This window comes from Pseudoalteromonas sp. NZS127_1 (assembly GCF_015864295.1).
GTDB lineage: Bacteria > Pseudomonadota > Gammaproteobacteria > Enterobacterales > Alteromonadaceae > Pseudoalteromonas > Pseudoalteromonas arctica.
The window spans coordinates 61,446-81,374 of record NZ_JADYXO010000008.1; the positions used below are offsets into that span (position 1 = coordinate 61,446).

17 protein-coding genes are annotated in these 19,929 nt (G+C 39.2%); 11 read left to right on the plus strand and 6 right to left on the minus strand.

The window, feature by feature from the left end:
* Window positions 1-144: 144 nt before the first annotated feature.
* The gene (locus I6F50_RS09365; RefSeq protein WP_165741878.1) at window positions 145-3,258 is read left to right on the plus strand and encodes a TonB-dependent receptor; all 3,114 of its coding nucleotides are present in this window, start codon (window positions 145-147) and stop codon (window positions 3,256-3,258) included.
* Between the two features lie 52 nt (window positions 3,259-3,310).
* Here I6F50_RS09365 and I6F50_RS09370 read toward each other — a convergent pair whose 3' ends face one another.
* On the minus strand, window positions 3,311-3,742 hold the full coding sequence (locus tag I6F50_RS09370; RefSeq protein WP_197176043.1) for a MarR family winged helix-turn-helix transcriptional regulator: 432 nt from the start codon (window positions 3,740-3,742) through the stop codon (window positions 3,311-3,313).
* Between the two features lie 153 nt (window positions 3,743-3,895).
* On the opposite strand from I6F50_RS09370, the gene hmgA reads away from it, so the two are divergent.
* The gene (gene hmgA, locus I6F50_RS09375; protein ID WP_165741415.1) at window positions 3,896-5,197 is read left to right on the plus strand and encodes a homogentisate 1,2-dioxygenase; all 1,302 of its coding nucleotides are present in this window, start codon (window positions 3,896-3,898) and stop codon (window positions 5,195-5,197) included.
* 2 nt (window positions 5,198-5,199) lie between these two features.
* Window positions 5,200-5,829 (plus strand): maleylacetoacetate isomerase, encoded by a 630-nt coding sequence (gene maiA / locus I6F50_RS09380; RefSeq protein ID WP_165741414.1) that lies wholly within the window; start codon window positions 5,200-5,202, stop codon window positions 5,827-5,829.
* 33 nt (window positions 5,830-5,862) lie between these two features.
* Here maiA and I6F50_RS09385 read toward each other — a convergent pair whose 3' ends face one another.
* On the minus strand, window positions 5,863-6,096 hold the full coding sequence (locus I6F50_RS09385) for a TIGR02647 family protein (protein WP_007582405.1): 234 nt from the start codon (window positions 6,094-6,096) through the stop codon (window positions 5,863-5,865).
* A 138-nt stretch (window positions 6,097-6,234) separates the two neighbouring features.
* Here I6F50_RS09385 and I6F50_RS09390 point away from each other — a divergent pair, with 138 nt between their 5' ends.
* Entirely contained in the window at window positions 6,235-6,537 is a 303-nt protein-coding gene (locus tag I6F50_RS09390) for a DUF1496 domain-containing protein (RefSeq protein ID WP_165728355.1), read from the plus strand.
* Window positions 6,538-6,591: 54 nt separating this feature from the next.
* Window positions 6,592-6,900, plus strand: coding sequence for a VF530 family DNA-binding protein (locus I6F50_RS09395; protein ID WP_010553962.1), 309 nt, complete (start codon window positions 6,592-6,594; stop codon window positions 6,898-6,900).
* Between the two features lie 50 nt (window positions 6,901-6,950).
* On the opposite strand, the gene I6F50_RS09400 is transcribed toward I6F50_RS09395, so the two are convergent.
* Window positions 6,951-8,570 carry a diacylglycerol kinase family protein gene (locus tag I6F50_RS09400; protein ID WP_024593136.1) on the minus strand — a complete coding sequence of 540 codons (1,620 nt, stop codon included), beginning with the start codon at window positions 8,568-8,570 and terminating at the stop codon, window positions 6,951-6,953.
* A 349-nt stretch (window positions 8,571-8,919) separates the two neighbouring features.
* Between I6F50_RS09400 and I6F50_RS09405 the strand changes: the two genes are divergently transcribed.
* The 6 genes from I6F50_RS09405 to I6F50_RS09430 all read left to right on the plus strand — a co-directional run bounded on the left by I6F50_RS09405 (window position 8,920) and on the right by I6F50_RS09430 (window position 14,584).
* Window positions 8,920-9,444, plus strand: coding sequence for a sigma-70 family RNA polymerase sigma factor (locus tag I6F50_RS09405; RefSeq protein WP_007582398.1), 525 nt, complete (start codon window positions 8,920-8,922; stop codon window positions 9,442-9,444).
* The gene (locus tag I6F50_RS09410) at window positions 9,441-10,124 is read left to right on the plus strand and encodes an anti-sigma factor (RefSeq protein ID WP_197176045.1); all 684 of its coding nucleotides are present in this window, start codon (window positions 9,441-9,443) and stop codon (window positions 10,122-10,124) included. The genes I6F50_RS09405 and I6F50_RS09410 overlap by 4 nt, the downstream gene beginning before the upstream one ends.
* A gap of 158 nt (window positions 10,125-10,282) precedes the next feature.
* Window positions 10,283-11,875 carry a DUF4331 domain-containing protein gene (locus tag I6F50_RS09415; RefSeq protein WP_197176047.1) on the plus strand — a complete coding sequence of 531 codons (1,593 nt, stop codon included), beginning with the start codon at window positions 10,283-10,285 and terminating at the stop codon, window positions 11,873-11,875.
* A gap of 11 nt (window positions 11,876-11,886) precedes the next feature.
* Entirely contained in the window at window positions 11,887-12,396 is a 510-nt protein-coding gene (locus I6F50_RS09420; protein WP_197176049.1) for an Ig-like domain-containing protein, read from the plus strand.
* 53 nt (window positions 12,397-12,449) lie between these two features.
* Window positions 12,450-13,475, plus strand: a complete 1,026-nt coding sequence (locus I6F50_RS09425; RefSeq protein ID WP_197176052.1) for a hypothetical protein — start codon at window positions 12,450-12,452, stop codon at window positions 13,473-13,475.
* Window positions 13,472-14,584 (plus strand): HupE/UreJ family protein, encoded by a 1,113-nt coding sequence (locus I6F50_RS09430; RefSeq protein ID WP_197176054.1) that lies wholly within the window; start codon window positions 13,472-13,474, stop codon window positions 14,582-14,584. The genes I6F50_RS09425 and I6F50_RS09430 overlap by 4 nt, the downstream gene beginning before the upstream one ends.
* 66 nt (window positions 14,585-14,650) lie before the next feature.
* Here I6F50_RS09430 and I6F50_RS09435 read toward each other — a convergent pair whose 3' ends face one another.
* The 3 genes from I6F50_RS09435 to I6F50_RS09445 form a co-directional block, all read right to left on the minus strand.
* A complete protein-coding gene (locus tag I6F50_RS09435; RefSeq protein WP_197176056.1) occupies window positions 14,651-15,277 on the minus strand; it encodes a TetR/AcrR family transcriptional regulator in 627 nt (208 codons plus the stop codon).
* Window positions 15,278-15,374: 97 nt separating this feature from the next.
* A complete protein-coding gene (locus I6F50_RS09440) occupies window positions 15,375-16,793 on the minus strand; it encodes an efflux transporter outer membrane subunit (protein ID WP_197176058.1) in 1,419 nt (472 codons plus the stop codon).
* Complete coding sequence (locus I6F50_RS09445; RefSeq protein ID WP_165728365.1) at window positions 16,790-19,924, minus strand: efflux RND transporter permease subunit; 3,135 nt, start codon at window positions 19,922-19,924, stop codon at window positions 16,790-16,792. Before I6F50_RS09445 ends, I6F50_RS09440 begins: the two co-directional genes overlap by 4 nt.
* Window positions 19,925-19,929: the final 5 nt, after the last annotated feature.

Consider the following 19,929-nt stretch of genomic DNA (forward strand, 5'->3'; position numbering starts at 1 on the left):
TATATTGCAGTTGTATTTTATTTGTAACGAATAAATAAGGTACACTAGTAACGGATTTTGAATAAATGAACTTCAACTGTTTATTTTGCAAAATTTTAAAATAAAAATATAAAAATTTAATTAATAACTACACGGGAAAATTAAATGAAAACTCAACTTCGCAAAACAGCTCTTTCACTTGCTATTGCAGCATGTGTTGGTGTAAGTGGCGCTGCAATGGCTAACGAAACGACCTCTGCAATTAAAGGTCATATAACGGGCCCTAATGGCAACCCAGCAGCCGGCACTAAAGTAACAATTTTACACGTGCCTTCTGGTTCAGTAAAAACAACTGAAGTAAATGACGCTGGTTATTTCACAGCTAAAGGCCTGCGTGTTGGCGGCCCTTATAAAGTAGTTGTTGATTCAGATGTATATGCAGACCAAGAATTTAATAACATTATTCTTAATATTGGTAACGACTACCCAGTAAACGTTTCTCTTGAGTCACAATCAAGCATGGAACAAATTGTAGTTACTGGCGCGCCGATTAGCTCTATGTCTGGCGGTACTGGTCCAGCTTCTACTTTCACACTTACAGATCTAGAGAACCAGCCTGCTATTAACCGTGATTTGAAAGATATCATTCGTGTTGACCCGCGTGTAGCAATTGATGATAGTCGTGGCACTATTAACTGTGGTGGTGGTAATCCACGTTTTAATAGCTTAACGCTAGATGGCGTTCGTATGAACGATAACTTCGGTTTAAGCTCAAATGGTTACCCAACTATTCGTGCCCCTTTCTCTTTCGATTCAATTGAACAAGTAGCAGTAGAGCTTGCACCGTTTGATGTTCAATACGGTGGTTTTACATCGTGTAATATCAATGCAGTAACTAAATCTGGCGGTAATGAATTACATGGCGGTGTGTTCTTCGATTACACTAATGATTCAATGAAAGGTGATAAAATTGAAGGCGAAGACGTTGATAACGGTAGTTACAGCGAAAAACGCTACGGTTTTAATGTTGGTCTTCCGCTAATTAAAGATTCATTATTTTTATACACTTCATATGAAAAATTAGAAGGCGTAGCACAATTTAACTATGACCCTTTAGGTTCAAGCGTTTCTGCAAGTGATTTAGCACGTATCCAACAGATTTCTCAAGATGTGTATGGCTATAATGCAGGTACTACACCTTCAAGTTCACCAGTAGATGATGAAAAAATCTTAATTAAATTAGATTGGAACATCAACGACTCTCACCGTGCTAATTTAATATACAACTACAATGATGGCTTTACATTATCTCAATCAGATACGGGTTCAACTCGCCTTTCATTAGATAGCCATTTTTATGAGCAAGGTGCAGAATTCACTTCAATTATCGGTTCAGTTTATTCAGATTGGAGCGACGACTTCTCAACTGAAATTCGTCTAGGAAAATCAGAGCTTGATGCTCGCGTTGAGTCTTTAGATGCAGCAAGTAGCTTTGGCGAATTCCAAATAGAAACAAGCGATGGCGGCACTGTATATTTAGGTCCAGATGACTCTCGTCAATCAAACGATTTAGATTACGATACAACTACCTTTAAACTTGCTGGTACTTACTACCTTGATCAACACACAATTACTGCAGGTTTTGAATATGAAGAGTTAGAAGTATTTAACCAATTCGTACAGCATACACAAGGTGAATGGCGTTTTGATGATATTGAAAAATTCGAATCAGGCCAAGCAGCTCGTATTTATTACAATAATGCAGCTGGTACAAACAATCCAGCAGATGCTGCTGCAAGCTTTTCGTACTCACAAAGTACTTTCTATGTACAAGATGAATATAGCTTCTCAGACATTGATGCATCTTTAACGTTCGGCCTTCGCTATGACAGCTATAGCAGTGATGACAAACCAACATTAAACCAAAACTTTACTGACAGATATGGTTATAGCAACCAAGGTACATTTGACGGTATTGATTTATTTCAACCACGTATCGGTTTTGAATGGTATGCAACTGATGCACTTGAAATTCGTGCTGGTCTAGGCTTATTCTCAGGCGGTAATCCAAATGTATGGTTATCTAACTCATATTCAAATGATGGTATTACTAACATAGGTTTACAAATTCGTGATGTTGACCTATTCAATACACCAAATGTAAATGGTGGTGGTCCAGGTTTTGATGTACCTCAATCTATGTTTGATGAGATTGCAGCCGTTACTCCAGGTTCTGGTGACTCATCTGTAAATGCTGTTGACCCAGATTTTGAAATTCCATCAGAATGGAAATATTCAGTTGGTGCAACTTATACAACTGAAGACGAGTATGTAATTGCATTAGATTTCCTTTATTCTAAAAAACGTGATGCTGCAATTCTAAAAGATATTGCTCTGCAATCATCTGACGAAACATCATTTGATGGCCGTCCTCTTTTAGAATCAATTGAAGGTCGTGATGGTGATTTATTATTAACTAACGTCAATGGCGACAATGGTGATACTTCAATCATCTCTGCAGCTGTAAGCAAAGCTTTTGATAATGGTATTAAAGTACAGCTATCTTATGCTTATACAGATGCTGATGATGTTAATCCGATGACTAGTTCTACATCTAGCTCTAACTACGGTAACTTAGCAACGTCTAATGCGCTTAATCCGGGTATTGCATCATCTGATTATGAAATTCCACATCGTTTTACATTAAACCTTGCTTACACGCATGAGTTTTTCGATGGCTACAACACTCGCTTTAATTTATTTGGTGAAGCATACAAAGGTTTACCTTACAGCTTTACATTTAACGGCAGTGATGAAGCTTTCGGTGATGCCAATTCAAACCGTTCTCGTCAACTTCTTTATGTACCGTTAGTAAACGATCCTAACGTTGTTTATGACATGAGTGCTGATGATATCAATGAATTTAATGACTTCATTGCATCTGAAGGCTTAAAACGTGGTGAAATTTCAGGTCGTAACGCACAAAACTCTGATTGGTTTGTGAAGTTTAACTTTAAACTAACTCAAGAAGTACCTGGCTTTATGGATGGCCATAAAGGTGAAGCATTCTTTGTTATCGATAACTTAACTAACATGTTAAATGATGACTGGGGTGTGCTTAAGAAAGGTCCATTCGTTGGCGCTCGTATGATTTCAACTGATATTGATGATCAGGGTCGTTATGTTTATTCAAACTTTAACGCAAATAACGCAAGCACTACAACTCAACGTGACGCATCTCTATGGGAAATGCGTGTAGGTGTTCGTTACACTTTCTAATTTAGCTTATTAAATTAGCTATTATTTTAAAAGCCCACTTTGGTGGGCTTTTTTATGCCTTTAATTTATTATTTAACTTATCAATAATACTCACTAGCACTTCGTATTCTTTGTTAGTCAAAGAGCTTAGTAATTGTTTTTCCCAATTAAGTGCATCGGGCGCTATTTGTTCATATAAGCTTTGACCTGCTTTGCTCAGTACAAGTAAGGCCGCGCGTTTGTCTTGCTTATTTAGCTCACTTCTCACTAAACCTTTATCTATTAAAACTTTTACCGCGCGTGAAACAGTCGACTTGTCCATATTTGCTTGCGCGCATAAATCCTTTGCGTTGCTTTGGCCATACTGCGCTAAATTAGCAAGTATTCGCCACTGAGGAATATTTAAACCGTATTTAGTTTGATAAACCTCGGCAAAGTCGTTACTTACACGTGTTGCTACATTCGTTAATTGATAAGGTAAAAACGTTGCTAAATCAATTTTCATTTTTAGTTATCCCAGCTTTGTAAGGTTTACTTTGGTGTTCATTAATATTTACGCAGGTGCGTAGTTGCACATTTGATATTAGTCTCACTTGAGAGTATCTTAACTGAAATAAAAATAATATTAAACCAACCCCCCCTCTCACAGGAGTCAGTAATGGCGACACAATTAAGTTATATGACAGGTTTTGGTAATGAATTTGAAACACAAGCGCTACCCGGTGCACTGCCAATAGGACAATTTAGCCCACAAAAGGTTAAATACGATTTATACACTGAGCAATTTAGTTCGACTGCATTTACGGCTCCTCGCGCTTCAAATCGCCGCACTTGGTTTTACCGCCTTCGTCCTTCGGTAGTGCAAGGTGATTACCAAGCAATTGATAACGGCCTAATAAGAACAGCCCCAATTACTGAGGCCGTAACACCACCAACAATGCTACGTTGGAATCCTATTGATATGCCTTCACAGCCTACTGACTTTATTGATGGCTTGGTAACGATGGCAGCTAATGGCAGTGCTAATGGGCAATCGGGTATTGGCATTCATGTATATGTCGCTAATCAGTCAATGCAAGGACGTTACTTTTGCAATGCCGATGGCGAAATGTTGTTTGTTCCTCAGCAAGGTGAGTTATTAATTCACACCGAGTGCGGCAAGTTAAGCATTAAACCAGGTGAAATTGCTGTAATTCCCAGAGGAATTAAGTTCTCTGTTGATTTAATTGATGATACAGCGCGGGGTTATATTTGTGAAAATTATGGCCATGCGTTAGAGCTTGCAGAGCGAGGACCTGTTGGTGCAAACGGTTACGCCAACGACAGAGACTTTCAATACCCCGTTGCTGCCTTTGAAGATAAAAAAGGTGACTTTGAGCTTGTATCTAAATTCAACGGTAATTTATTTAGCTGTGAAATTAAGCACTCTCCTTTTGATGTGGTTGCATGGACCGGTAATAGCTCACCCTATAAATACGACTTATCGCGTTTTAATGTAATAAATACAGTGAGTTTTGATCACCCCGACCCGTCTATATTTACCGTGCTAACCTCTCCTTCTGCTACTGAGGGTATGGCAAATGTCGATTTTGTGATATTTCCACCACGTTGGATGGTAGCCGAAAATACATTCCGCCCGCCGTATTATCACCGCAATATTATGAGTGAATTTATGGGCTTGATTGAGGGTGTGTATGATGCAAAAGAGCATGGTTTTGTACCTGGTGGTGCAAGTTTACACAATTGTATGTCGCCACATGGACCTGAAGCCGACGTATTTGAAAAAGCCTCAAATGCTGAGCTTACACCACAAAAATACGAAAACACATTGGCCTTTATGTTTGAGTCGCGCTATATAATTTCACCAACAAAATATGCACTAGAAGGCAAAGAGCGCCAACCAAACTATACCGATTGCTGGCGTACTATTAAAAAACAATTTACAGGTTCACAGGATTAATTATGAAATTATACAGCTACTTTCGCTCATCAGCGGCCTATAGGGTACGTATAGCGCTTAACTTAAAAGCAATTGATCATGAACTTGCTATTGTTAACCTTTTAAAATCGGAGCAGCTTGGGGAAGAATACTTAGCGACTAATCCGCAAGGGTTACTACCTGCACTTGAAACCGATAATGGTGTTTTAGCACAATCGCTTGCAATACTGGAATGGCTTGATGAAACTTATCCGCAATCGCCATTAATTACAGGAACTGCGTGGCAAAAAGCACAAATAAGAAATTTAAGCTTTGCCATTGCCTGCGATATTCATCCTGTTAATAATTTACGCGTGCTGAAGTATTTATCGAACGAATTAGGTGTTGATGACGAGGCTAAAAATAAGTGGTATCGACATTGGATAGAAGTGAGTTTTGAAAAAATAGAACTGATGCTAAACGAAAATGATGACTACTGTTTTGGTAATCAACCAACACTTGCTGACATTTGTTTAGTGCCGCAAGTATTTAATGCAATTCGTTTTAACGTAAATATGAGCGCTTATCCAAAAATTGCAGCTATTTACGAACACTGTAATAAATTAGCTGCATTTAATGATGCTGCACCGCAAAATCAACCCGATGCAAATTAAGCTAGTTCAGTAACTAACTAGAGTTCAGGTTAGCTAGCTTTGTAGCGCACTATGAATAACCGTAATGTGCTCAATTAAATCTAAGCCCAGATCAGTTAAATATCCGCCATCTGGGCTATCTATAATCCCTTTTTCAAATAAACGTTGCGCTGCACTAAGTAAGCTTGGCTCTGCGTCTGAGTGTAATTTAATACCCTGCATTTTACTGTCGCGAGGAAACTTCGCTAATAGTGTGAATTCTTCGATCATTGTTTGATTAAATTGCATTGTGTGCACCTTTTTATTTGAATCCAAGTTGTTCTGTGAGTAACTAAGTTTATAATTAAAATCACTTTGTGTACTTTACACTAGCACGTTTTTTAGCTTAATGTATTATTTTTAACCCTCCCTATTTAAAGGCCTCTAATGCGTAACTTTTTAATTCTATGCTTTTGTTTTAGCAGCTTATCGTATTCAATATTTAGTGAAGCAACAACCCTTAAAACCCATTCAATTATTGATGCAAACCAGTTTGTAAATGAAGAATCAAACTGTTGGTACGACAACAAACGCTATAGCGAAGGCGCGTTAATACAAATTCACTCTTTTACACTTTTATGCGGTGCTAAAAACCCTCAACACAGTAACAGTCAACTCATTTGGCTTAAAATAGATAAACAAGGTAATGCTATTTACCCAACCGCTCCTAAAACAATCACTGTGAATTAGCGCTAAAAGCTGATTTGAGCTACAATGCACGCAGTTTAAATAAGTAGTATGGCTATGGATAATCAACCTAAAAACCCTTTACATGGGGTAACGTTAGAACAAATACTTGTTGAGTTAGAACAGCGACTTGGCTGGAGAACCCTTGGCGAGCAAGTGAAAATTAAGTGTTTTACTGATCAACCGAGCATTAAATCGAGTTTAAAGTTTTTGCGTAAAACGCCTTGGGCTCGCGATAAAGTGGAAGCACTTTATATTCACACTATAAATAACAAACCTATTCGTAGACCAAAAAGTGCACCGAGAGAAACATCTTCTCAAGCGCCGGATACAACAGGGTTTGTTTGGCCATCAATTAAAAAATGATGTAAAAAAGGAGCTAATTTAGCTCCTTTTTTAATTGTAACTAGCGCGATTTATTGCTCTTTGCAAATCACATTTAATGAGGCCGGCTCAATAGTAATAACGAGTCTGTGAGCAGTTTTAACTTCCCCATCAAGTACGTACTTAAGCTCTCCTTCGCCTGTCACCTCGACTCTTTTAGCATTTGTATGATGCGAATTTATAGCTAAATGTGTTTGCGTTAAACTGCTAAACATCAGTTCTGCAATACTCAATATTGTCGTAGAATTTTCATTATTTGGTGTTAGCCAATTTACATCAAGAAGCCCGTCACTATGATCTGGCTGCCCACCACCTTGAGCCAATAACGTTGTAAAAGGCGCAGCATTAGCCACAATAAAGCTATTTGTACATATTTCTTTCGGCTCATTATCATCGAGTTTTACACTAAGTAGCTGTGATTTTTGCTCACCAAAGGCTTCAAAAAAACCATTTAAATAGGCAAGTTGCCCCGACTTATTTTTCGACTCTCTATCTGCTTTTTCTATCATAGATTGCTCAAAACCAATACCCGCTAATAAAAGTACTAATTCGTTATTACAATAAGCGGTATCTATTGTGCTTGTTTGACCATCTATAATTAAGTCACAGGCTTGTTCAACAGGAATAAATTTAGAGCTAATCCCCATTAATACATGCGCAAGTGCGTTTGCAGTCCCCATTGGTATAATACCTAGCTTACATTGTGTATTTACAAGTACGCTTGCAACTTCGGCCACTGTACCATCGCCTCCACACGCTATTATCATGTCTGGTTTTTGTGTAATCGCTTGTTTAGCAAGCTCAATACCGTTTACGTCTTGTGAAGTAGTAAGTACTTTTAAATCGTAATAGGCCGATAACCGCGCAACAATTAAGTGCTCTTTTTCTTGCCATAATCGTGTACCAGATACTGGATTTGCAATTAAAACTGCTTTGTTTTTAATCAGCAGCTCGCCTTTTTTATGGCGCTTAGCTAAATGACGCAGCTGATGCTTATTTAAGTTTGCGGTTTCGCGGGTTTCCTTTATTTGTGCAAGTACTTCATGTACATCTGCATTTTTGTTTTGACTCAATAAATAAGCCGCCATTACAAAAACTGACCGCCCACGGCCTAAAGCACAATGTACAACTACGCGACGGTTTTCTTTAATATGATGATGTATCCAATTAATAGCCTGATTTAACTGAGAATGGGTAGGAATACTATGATCGAGCACCGGAATGTTTAAGTAATTTATATTCTCTTGTGTTGAACTCCACTCGAGTCCGTCAAATTCACACGTAACGTCTAAAATTGCAGTAATTCCGTTATCTTTTAATGTGTCTATGTCTGAGGGAAATAATCGGCAAGCTAAAAATAGGTTTTCGTTTATTTTTTGAATTGGCGGCACTTTATCGCGCTTACGTGACCAGGCATTATAAATTTGCACACCAAATAAAAATGGCACAAACGCCCAACGTATATAAAATGGGATCACCCCATTTTCACGTTTTCTAAATATTTTTGCTGTATTAAAAATATATGCGGTACTCACTAATAAAAGTGACAGTGCAGTCCAATAAAAAACAATAGCAAAGTAAACAGAGTTTACTTCCCAACCAATAAAAATAAGTAGTAATGCTAAAAGTGAATAACCAATTGCAGCCCACATAGTTTCTCCTTTGTGTAAATAATTCCGATTTTCTAATTTTAATTTAAACGGCTTTATGTACTCTTTTGCAAATATCACGCCATATAAATGGCATTTTAAATTCAAATTAAAATTATAAGCTATTGATATATAATGTTAATAATAAAATAAATTTAAGTGCAATCTGCTCTTTGTGCATTTTTTACAAACATGTGAATAAATTATACTTACACGTCTAAATTTCAAACACTGATCGGTTATTGCTTGTACTAACGTATAAAGCAGCTAATCTAAAAATCAATTAAATTTTTTGCATCCAAATCACACTCTCAACCGTTTTCTCAATGATAATAAGAAAAACAGGACCCCTATGGATAACGATGATTTACTCCCTCTTTTGTGCGCAACAGCACAAGGAGACAAAAATGCTTTCTCAAGTTTATATCAACAAACTAGCGGCAAACTTTTTGCTATTAGTTTAAATATGCTCACTAACAGAGCTTATGCGGAAGAGGCACTACAAGACGCTTTTATAAAAATTTGGCATAACGCATCTGAATATAACGCCTCTAAAGGCACCGTTATTAGTTGGATGATAAGTATAGTTAGGTATAGAAGTCTTGACTCACTGCGCTATCACAAAGTACGAAAAGAGCAGTCGTTAGGCGATGACGAATATGAAAATGAAAGTGTTGACGTTAATTACGATGAAGAAACGAAACTGGTTAATTGTATCGAACAACTTGAACCGCAACAAAAACAAGCTATTCACTTAGCTTATTATAAGGGGCTGAGTCATAGCGAGTTAGTGGATCATATAGAAACGCCATTAGGTACAGTTAAAAGCTGGATCAGGCGTGGGCTTATGCAGCTACAAAGGTGTTTAACATTATGAATTATAATAAACCCGAACTATTAGACGCGCTTGCTGGGCAGTACGTGCTTGGCACACTTAGAGGGCTTGCCCGTAAGCGTTTTCAGCGTCTGTTACTTAACTCAAATCAAGCACGTGAAGCAACAAGTCTATGGGAGCAAAACCTAAACAACTTAGCGAGTGCTATTACACCGCAAACACCACGTGACGATGTATGGGTAAATATACTACAGCGTATTGAAAACAGGCCACAAACAAGTAAAACAGTCATACATACCAAGCCTTCAATTTGGCGTACATGGTCTTTTGTGGCAACTGCTGCGTGTATTGTTTTAGCCTTTTTGGTTATTCAACCTAGTACCAATGTTATGCACACTCAACAAATTGCTTTGGTTCAAAATCAAGATAAACAATCATTATGGTTTATTGATGTAAGCGAGCAAGGGCTCTCAATTAAAGCCAGTAGCCAATTGGTTGCCCAAACTAATAAAGATTATGAGTTGTGGATGATTTTAAAAGGGCAAGATGCACCTATTTCATTGGGTTTACTTCCCAAGCAAGGCAGTAAAATATTATTAAAAGATAACCGCTTTAACGCAAGTGATATCGCATTGCTTGCAGTAAGCTTAGAGCCTATTGGTGGCTCGCCAAATGGATTACCGACTGAGGTGTTATACACCACAGAGCTGGTACTTTTATAACCTTGCTATTATGACCAATGTTGGCTGCTTGTATAAAGTAGCCAACCCTCAATTCAAGTTTTTCAACAAAATATAAATTTAATTTAACTTTTTTGCATCCAATTTAAATCCTGCCCCGTTATTAGCTATGACTTCAATCAAAACTAAAGGACAAAGTCATGAAAGCTTTAACTCCATCAATACTCGCAGTAGTAATATGTAGTACGTTTGTAAGTGCTCCAAGTGAAGCATCTAGCCACAGAGAAGCGCCAAATATAAGCCGTTTCCCAACTTTAGATTCAACCGATTTTTATGTATTTAATAGTTACGAGCAAGGTCGTGGCGATTTTGTAACACTAATAGCTAACTATATTCCGCTACAAGACGCATTCGGCGGCCCTAATTACTTTGCAATGGATCCAGATGCAACTTACAGCATTCATATCGATAACGATGGCGATGCTGTTGAAGATATTACATTTGCGTTTAACTTTAAAAGCATGCTCCCTAATGATAACCAAGGTGTGCAATTAACGGTTGGACCTGAAGGTAATCAACGCACCGTGTCTGTACCTCTTAAAAATGTAGGCGGTGTGGCTGCAGGTGATGACAGCGCAGCTAACTTTAGCGAATCATACACAATGAGCATGATTAGCGGCGCACAGCGTACTGGCGAAGCTACTGTATTAAACAACACAGCCTCAAACTCAAGCACATTCTCTAAACCACTTGATTATGTAGGTGATAAGACATTTGGATCGATGAGTGATTACCAAACTTATGCGGATCAATTTGTGTATCAGGTTTCAATTCCTAACTGTGAAAGCATGGCACAAGTTTTTGTAGGACAGCGTAAAGACCCGTTTGTAGTTAACCTAGGTAAAACATTTGATTTAGTTAACTATGTACCTGTAGAGGGTGACAGCGCCCCAGGTGCTGGTGACGGCGGCGGTTTTCCAGGTGGTATTACACAATCGGCAGATAACGACGACCTTGCAGATAAAAACGTCACATCAATTGCTATCGAAATACCAAAGAGTTGTATTGTAGGTGATGGAAATAAAGTAATTGGCTCGTGGACAACAGCAAGCTTACCCCAAGCACGTATATTAAACCCAAATGCTAAATTTGCTAATAATGCGGTAAACGGCGGTGCATTAACTCAGGTTTCACGCCTTGGTAGCCCACTTGTAAACGAGCTTGTAATTGGTATTAAAGATAAAGATACATTCTCTACAGCTCATCCTAAAGATGATGCACAATTTTTAGATTATGTATCTCATCCAGCACTACCAGAGTTATTAAACATTTTGTTTAAAGATGCTGTTAACTCTACCCTTGATACTAGCTTTGAAACACTAGCACCCACTAACTTTCCGCGTACTGATTTAATCACTGCATTTTTAACGGGTTTTGCAGGCGTTAATCAACAAGCAACGGTAACACCTTCAGAAATGCTGCGTTTAAACACAGCCATTGCAGCAACAGCGCAAGCTGATCAATCTGCATTTGGTGTAGCTGGCAATGACTTAGCTGGTTTCCCAAATGGTCGTCGCCCGGGTGATGATGTGGTTGATATTGCACTTCGTGTTGTGATGGGTCGTTTATGTCATCCTATTCCTGTAAATGGTGAAGACACTGACTTAGGTCTTTGTGCACCAGAGGATGCTAATACGGGTACAGTTCCATTTACTGATGGCGCACCTATTGATGCAACAATGATGGACTCAACATTCCCATACCTTGCAACACCGCTTGCTGGCTCTAAATAAGGAGTAAAATAATGCGTAATTTAAAAACTACCCATATTTGTGTTCTCCTCAGTGCATTAACATTGGGAGCATGTAGTAGCGATGATGATAAAAAACAGCCTACTCCGGTTGTAAACACAGCGCCTACACCAAGTGATGCAATGCTAACTACACAAACTGAAGTAAGCATTACCGATATGCTTAGCGCAACCGACAATGATGGCGATTCGCTTACTTACTCGTTAACAAGTGAGCCAACTCTTGGAACTGTTACCGTTAATAGCGATGGTAACTTTACCTACACACCGAATAAAGAAGTGACAGGTTCAGATAGTTTTATGTTTGGTGTAAGTGATGGCGTTAATTCGCAAGTAACTGCAACAGTGAACATTACAATTGACGCACTACAAGTCGACTTTGCTCAATTTGCAACCGATGCATTTAATCAAGCCCCAAATGCAGAGCCGTTAACTGTTAACGGTCGGGTGTTTACAAACACCGATACCGATGTTGATGGATTGATTTCAACAAACGGTAACTAACCAAGTAATTAAGCTGACAGGCCATGGATGGCTTTTTTCAAAGGATATTTATAATGCATTTATCAATTTTTAAGTCCGTCGCATTTATTACTTTATGCCTAACACCCCTTGCGTTAAGCGCTGCGCCTTTTACCCCAAAAGATGATGCAGTTATTGCTAAAAGTAATTCAACGCTTAGTGCTTCCCTCTCTGTTGACGAAATAAATACATTAGTCACTAACAGCCAATATGCCGGCCAAACAGAGCGCTTACAGGGGCTACTTAAAACCCGTTTAGCCCAGCTATATAAACACACACCCTCATCTCAAATTGGTTACTTATATGCTCGCGTTTTACAAAAAGAGCACCTTTTTGACGAAGCTATTGATATTGCAAACAACGTTTTGATTGGAGAGCCAAAACATAATAATAGCCATTTATTGCTAGCCAATATATTTATGACTCAAGGTAAGTTCGCACAAGCAAAAAAACACTGCGTAGCCTTAATTGGGCAAGTAAGCACTATTACTGCTAGCACCTGTGTACTCGATGTACAAAGCCAACATGAAAGCGTTTTAGACAGCTACCAAGCATTAGTAAAAATTATAAATAATAATCAAACTAGCCTAGCTACAAACCATGTTTTAAGTGAAATGAGCTACCGTTTAAACAACTACAAACAAGCTTTGTCTCACTTACAAAGTGTAGATTTAGTTCAAGCCCCTGTGAGCCTTATTGTTTTATGGGCCGATATTCAAATTGCTCTAAATCAACCGCAACAAGTATTAAATACATTAAGCGTACTGCTTCCTGATAAAAGTAATTTAGAGGATGCTATTTTGTTAAGACTTTCAATCGCAGAAAAAAAACTAAATAAACGCGATAAAAAATGGCAAAATACAATGACGCAAAGAGTTGCACTACGAGAGCTTCGCAAAGATTCTTTTCATGCAAGTGACTTAGCTAAATATTACCTTGATGTACAACCAAATCGCGAAAAAGCACTTTACTGGGCTCATATTAATTGGCAACAGGCTAAAATGAGCACCGATGAGCAATTACTTACTCAAGCAAAAGCGATGCAACGAGACACACTATGAAAACGCTTTATCTATTTATACTCACTTTAATGCTGTGCATTTTTTCAACTTACAGCTTTGCCCATCAATTAAGTACAAGTTATATAACCTTAAATAGCGAGAGCAATAACGACACCAACAAAAACCAATACACGGGTACCTGGCAAATTAATATAGCCGACTTAGAGCCCGCAGTGCCTCTGGATTTAGATAAAAACGGGCAAATTTCGTGGGCAGAAATAAAAGCAAAACGCAGCTCAATTAATAACTTCATTGAAGAAAATTTAAATATCACGCAAAACGCGCAATCATGCCTTTTAAAAAGTGAAGGTATCTATCAGCTAGATAACCATTTTAACCAGCCTTATTTGGTGATTCCGTTGCTGTTTAGCTGTGATGACAATGAAGCAATCTCCCTTTCCTATTCTGCTTTTTTTAATACCGATGCCAATCATAAATCCATCGTAAATATAAACGGTGTATCTCGTGTATTTAATATCAACGAGGCACAACAAACGTTCAGCTTTGAGCAAACAAGTTATTTAAGTACGTTTAATCAATACGTGTATCAGGGTGTTTTACATATTTGGATTGGTATTGATCATATTTTATTTTTAATCGCCCTGTTACTTACCTGTGTTTTAAAGCGCAGCGATAAAGCATGGCAAGGTATTAGCTCTAAAAAACAAATTATTAAACACACAGCATGGATAGTAACCGCGTTTACACTTGCGCACTCTATTACGCTTACCGCCACCGCTATGAACTTAGTATCACCAAATAGCCGCTGGGTAGAGCTTGGAATTGCTATATCGGTTTTATTTGCAGCATTAAATAATGTGTGGCCGTTGGTACTTCGTTTAGGTTGGCTTACTTTTGCTTTTGGTTTACTGCACGGGATGGGATTTGCGAGCGTACTTGGCGAACTTGGCTTATCGAGCGACTATCAACTGCTTAGCATTTTAGCGTTTAATTTAGGCGTCGAAATCGGTCAACTTAGTATCTTACTAGTAGCCTTACCAATACTCATTTATGTACGACACTACACTTGGTATAAAAAGTGGTTAATGCCAATGGGCTCCGTTGCTATCGCAATCATTGCACTTCAGTGGTCAATCGAGCGCTTTTAAATAGACTAAAATAAAAAAGCTAGCCAAAATATTGGCTAGCTTACTTTTGGTTATTTATTTTGAGCGTTACTGCGCTTCATCAAATGGCATCAGTAATGTTTTCATTGCAGGGCGAAGTGCTATTAGTACCGTTTCTTCGGTTAGTTCAGGGTAGAGTAACTTTCTGAGTAATAACCCTGCCATCATCGAAAAAATAACATTAATTCGGCTTTCAAGTTCAAGTTCATCAATATCTTTTAGCGCACTTCGCTCACTTGTTAAAAGCTGTCTCATGCGATCTCTTGCCTGAACATCAGTTTCGCGTAAAAGTGTTGCCACTTTAACATTTCGACCTGCTTCAGCCATCATGTCTAAATCAATAACACACGATCCCGTGTCCATGTGCCTTTGCACACCAATGTTTAAGCCATCAATGAGCGCTTGAAGTACATCACCAGGATGATCTTCAAACTGTTGGAAGATAGAAAACATCTCTTCCATGTCTTTTTCAATAATGCTTTCTATAATTGCTTCTTTACTTTCAAAGTAATTATAAATATGGCCTGCACTCATCCCTGCTGTTTTAGATATTTCAGCCATGCCTGCACCGTGGTAACCTTTTCGGTGAAAACACTCTGCAGCAGCTGTTAGTATTTGTTCGCGCCTAGCTTGCGCTATCGCGGGATCTGTTTGCCTTTTTGCTTTAGGCTTCATGTTCAACTCCACTACTAAGTCTTAAACTCAGTAAAGCGAGCACTATAAATAGCCTCGCTGTATCATTAAAATGCAGCTCGCCAGCGAGCTGCTAATATTACTGCTCTTCCTGAGTTGTTTTGTCGCTCGTATTCCATCCGCCACCAAGCGCTTTGTATAAGTTAATTTGGCTAGCAAGATATGATTGCTGGCCGCTAATTAACTGTTGCTGCGCGCCATACCATGTACGCTGAGCATCAAGTACTTGTAAGTAGCTATCTGCGCCTTTTTCGTAACGCATTTTTGATAAATCAAACGTGGTTTGTCGGCTACTTATAAGCATATCAAGCGCACTTAATTGCTCTTGATAGCCTTCTCTGTCGGCGAGTGCATCGGCCACTTCGCGAAACGCATTTTGAATTTTTTGCTGGTACGTTGCCACTGCAATTTCTTGATCTGCTTTTGCTACATCAAGATTTGCTTGGTTACGTCCCATATTAAAAATAGGTAAGCTAATTGACGGTACAAAACTCCATGTACCTGAGCCCGAATCAAACAAGCCACTCAAATCACTTGAAGCAGACCCTGCATTGGCCGTTAAGCTAATACTTGGATAAAACGCTGCACGTGCAATACCAATATTGGCATTTGCAGCAAGCAGTAAATGCTCAGCGGCTTTAATATCTGGGCGCTGCGATAGCAAATCAGACGGTAAGCCAACCGGTACTTCTGGCATGGTAATCAAGTTGGTAAGGTCTTTATTTGGCAGTAAATCAGCCGAAACAGATTTACCCACTAATAAATCTAGAGCGCTTTTATCACGCTTTAATAAACGCTTATACGTTGCTATGTCTACTTTTGCTGTAGCAACTGTACTTCTAAGCTGCTCAAGCGTAATAGAAGACGTTGCACCTAAATCAAAGCTTTTTTGTGTAAGCGATAATGACTCTTGCTGAGAGGTTAACGTTTCTTTTGCAAGCTCTAGCAGTTGTAAGTCTGTTGCGTAATTAAGCCATGCATTTGCAAGCTCTGAAATTAAAGACACCTGCGTACTGTATTGGCTAAGCTCTGTAGAGTATAAATTTTGCAATGCTTGCGCTGATTGATTGCGCACTTTGCCCCAAATATCTAACTCGTATGAGGTAATACCTACCGTTGCACTGTATTGCGAGCTAATAGCTGCATCGCCAGTACCCGATAAATCAGCCGGTAAACGCTGGCGAGTACCAGAAGCATTTAAATCAAGCGACGGGTACAAAGCAGAGTCTTCAATTTGATACAAACCACGCACACGCTGCACATTAAGCACTGCAATTTGCATGTCTTTATTATGCTCAAGGCTTTGCGTAATTAAGGTTTGTAGTTTTTCATCATTAAAAAACTGCTGCCAATTTAATTGCTGCGCAGCGCTTTGCTCAGTACCTGATGCATAAGCATCAGATACTGGTAGAGCAAGGTCTTTTTGCTCTGGCGCTAATTGACAACCACTTAGCACCAATAAAGTAATTGCACTTAGGCTGAATGTTTTAATACTCATTCTGCACTCTCCTTCGTTGTCTCTTTAGCTTTACCTGGGAATACACGGCGAACTAAAACAAAGAATAAAGGTACAAAAACAACAACTAATATTGATGATGCAAGTGTGCCACCAATAATTGAAATACCTAGCGCATTTTGCGCACCAGAACCTGCACTTGAGGCGATTGCTAGTGGGATTACACCACAAATAAACGCCATTGAAGTCATTAAAATTGGACGTAAACGAAGGCGTACCGCAGCAACTGCAGCATCAACAAGCCCTAGTCCTTCATCCATTTTATGAATAGCAAATTCAACAATTAATATCGCATTTTTAGAGGCTAAACCAATGGTGGTCAACAAGCCTACCTGCAAGTAAATATCGTTAGATAAGCCACCACCAAGCGCCGCCATAATTGCACCAAATATACCCAGTGGCACAATCATCATTACCGCAAATGGTACCGACCAACTTTCATAAAGTGCAGCTAAACATAAAAATACAAACAACAGCGATAAGCCATATAATAATGGCGCTTGGCCACTACTAGAGCGCTCTTGGAATGAAATACCGGTCCATTCAGACGAAATACCATTAGGCAGCTGTTTAACTAAACGCTCCATTTCATCCATTGCTTGGCCTGTACTGTAACCCGGCGCTGCACTACCTTGAATTTCCATTGCTGAAAAACCATTGTAACGCTCTAAACGTGGCGAACCATACGTCCAGTAGGCACTAGCAAACGCTGAAAACGGCACCATATCGCCATTATCATTGCGCACATACCACTTATTTAGATCCTCAGGCACCATGCGCGATTGTGCATCACCTTGCATATACACTTTTTTAACTCGACCACGGTCAATAAAGTCATTCACATAACTACTACCCCATGCTGTCGAAAGTGTACTGTTAATATCGTTTTGCGACACGCCAAGCGCTTCGGCTTTTGCCAAATCTGTATCAAGTTGTAGTTCTGGCATATCTTCTTGTCCGTTTGGACGCACGCCCGCTAAAATTGGACTTTGGCTTGCTAAACCTAATAACTGATTTCGTGCAGCTAAAAGTGCGTCATGGCCAAGGCCTACACGGTCTTGTAAGAAAATATTGAAGCCATTAGCAGTTCCCAGTTCAACAATTGCAGGTGGCGGGAATGCAAACACAAATGCTTCTTTTATCGTTGAAAAGTAGCCCATCGCTTTACCTGCAACACCTTGAACAGATAACTCGTCACGCTGACGCTCATCCCAATGTTTAAGGTTAACAAAGGCAATTGCTGAGTTTTGGCCAGAGCCTGCAAAACTAAAACCAGTAACGGTAAAAATACCGTTTACGGCTTCAGATTGATCGTTTAAAAAGTGATTTTCTACCTTTTTAACAACCTCAAGCGTTTGCTGTGTTGTAGAGCCTGCCGGTAATGATACTTGGTTAAACAAAATACCTTGGTCTTCGTCAGGTAAAAATGCCGTTGGCAAGCTTGAGAATACATAAACCATACCGCCCACAATCACGCCATAAATAAGTAAGTAGCGTTTAGAGTGCGTAAGCATACGGCCTACAAAGCTTTGTGCACCTGAATTTGTTTTATCAAAACCACGGTTAAAGCCTGTAAAAAATCGGCCAAATAACGTCTCATTGTTATGTACATGGCTTGGTTTTAAAAGCGTTGCACACAATGCAGGCGTTAAAATAAGAGCAACTAAAACAGATAACCCCATCGCCGATACCAGTGTTATAGAAAACTGACGATAAATAATACCGGTAGAGCCACTAAAGAATGCCATTGGGATAAATACCGCAGAAAGCACCATGGCAATACCTACCAGCGCGCCTTTAATTTCATCCATCGATTTACGCGTAGCTTCAAGTGCCGAGAGCTTTTCCTCGGTCATTAAGCGCTCAACGTTTTCTACAACAACGATTGCGTCATCTACCAATAAGCCTATGGCAAGTACCATTGCAAACATCGTTAGCGTATTTATTGAATAACCAAAGGTGTATAAAATACCAAACGTACCGAGTAAAACCACTGGCACTGCTATTGTTGGTATAAGTGTTGCCCTAAAGTTTTGTAGGAACAAATACATAACTACAAAAACAAGTACAACGGCTTCAATTAAGGTGTGAATAACTTTTTCAATAGATAACGATACAAACGGCGTTGTGTCGTAAGGTATAACAGCATCTAACCCTTCAGGGAAAAACGGTTTTAGCTCTTCAATTGCTTTTTTAACTCCAGCGGCAGTATCAAGTGCGTTAGCACCACTGGCTAATTTAATACCTAATCCTGATGCAGGTTGCCCATCGTAACGAGCAACAACGCGGTAGCTTTCACCGCCAAGCTCTACTCTAGCAACGTCCTCTAGACGTACAAAAGAGCCATCTGGATTGGTTTTAACCAATATTTGTTCAAATTGCTCTGGCGTTTGTAATCGACTTTGAGCCGTTACTGTTGCATTAAGTTGCTGACCATCAACGGCAGGCATACCGCCAAGTTGACCAGCAGATACTTGTGCATTTTGCGCACTAATTGATGCACTAATATCAGCAGGTGTCAGCTTATAATTTTGTAACTTTGAAGGGTCTAACCAAATACGCATCGCGTACTGAGAACCAAACAGCTGCACTTCACCTACGCCTTCAACACGCGAGACAATATCTTGCACGTTTGATGAAACATAATCGCCAATATCAATATTGGTCATGCTGCCATCTTTAGACACAAAAGCATAAACCATTAAAAAGTTACGCGCTGACTTTGCAACTACAACACCTTGCCTTTGAACGGCTTCTGGTAATAGTGGAGTCGCTGTCGCTAGTTTATTTTGCACTTGAACTTGTGCAATATCAGGGTCAGTTTCAGCGCTAAACGAAAGTGTAAGCGTAGCAGAACCACTCGACTCAGACGTAGATGACATATAAAGCAGGCCATCAAGTCCTTTCATTTTTTGCTCAATAACTTGCGTTACCGTATCTTCAAGTGTACGTGCAGATGCACCAGGGTACGTTGCAGTAATACTCACTGCAGGTGGTGCAATTGAAGGATACTGCGAAATAGGTAAACTCCTAATCGCCAAAATACCTGCAAGCATCACTACAATAGCGAGTACCCAAGCAAATATCGGTCTATCGATAAAAAATCGTGACATTAAAA

Excerpts from the sequence above, each read along its gene's own strand:
- I6F50_RS09365 (WP_165741878.1), top strand. The coding sequence starts at position 145 with ATGAAAACTCAACTTCGCAAAACAGCTCTTTCACTTGCTATTGCAGCA.
- I6F50_RS09370 (WP_197176043.1), bottom strand. The coding sequence starts at position 3,742 with ATGAAAATTGATTTAGCAACGTTTTTACCTTATCAATTAACGAATGTA.
- hmgA (WP_165741415.1), top strand. The coding sequence starts at position 3,896 with ATGGCGACACAATTAAGTTATATGACAGGTTTTGGTAATGAATTTGAA.
- maiA (WP_165741414.1), top strand. The coding sequence starts at position 5,200 with ATGAAATTATACAGCTACTTTCGCTCATCAGCGGCCTATAGGGTACGT.
- I6F50_RS09385 (WP_007582405.1), bottom strand. The coding sequence starts at position 6,096 with ATGCAATTTAATCAAACAATGATCGAAGAATTCACACTATTAGCGAAG.
- I6F50_RS09390 (WP_165728355.1), top strand. The coding sequence starts at position 6,235 with ATGCGTAACTTTTTAATTCTATGCTTTTGTTTTAGCAGCTTATCGTAT.
- I6F50_RS09395 (WP_010553962.1), top strand. The coding sequence starts at position 6,592 with ATGGATAATCAACCTAAAAACCCTTTACATGGGGTAACGTTAGAACAA.
- I6F50_RS09400 (WP_024593136.1), bottom strand. The coding sequence starts at position 8,570 with ATGTGGGCTGCAATTGGTTATTCACTTTTAGCATTACTACTTATTTTT.
- I6F50_RS09405 (WP_007582398.1), top strand. The coding sequence starts at position 8,920 with ATGGATAACGATGATTTACTCCCTCTTTTGTGCGCAACAGCACAAGGA.
- I6F50_RS09410 (WP_197176045.1), top strand. The coding sequence starts at position 9,441 with ATGAATTATAATAAACCCGAACTATTAGACGCGCTTGCTGGGCAGTAC.
- I6F50_RS09415 (WP_197176047.1), top strand. The coding sequence starts at position 10,283 with ATGAAAGCTTTAACTCCATCAATACTCGCAGTAGTAATATGTAGTACG.
- I6F50_RS09420 (WP_197176049.1), top strand. The coding sequence starts at position 11,887 with ATGCGTAATTTAAAAACTACCCATATTTGTGTTCTCCTCAGTGCATTA.
- I6F50_RS09425 (WP_197176052.1), top strand. The coding sequence starts at position 12,450 with ATGCATTTATCAATTTTTAAGTCCGTCGCATTTATTACTTTATGCCTA.
- I6F50_RS09430 (WP_197176054.1), top strand. The coding sequence starts at position 13,472 with ATGAAAACGCTTTATCTATTTATACTCACTTTAATGCTGTGCATTTTT.
- I6F50_RS09435 (WP_197176056.1), bottom strand. The coding sequence starts at position 15,277 with ATGAAGCCTAAAGCAAAAAGGCAAACAGATCCCGCGATAGCGCAAGCT.
- I6F50_RS09440 (WP_197176058.1), bottom strand. The coding sequence starts at position 16,793 with ATGAGTATTAAAACATTCAGCCTAAGTGCAATTACTTTATTGGTGCTA.
- I6F50_RS09445 (WP_165728365.1), bottom strand. The coding sequence starts at position 19,924 with ATGTCACGATTTTTTATCGATAGACCGATATTTGCTTGGGTACTCGCT.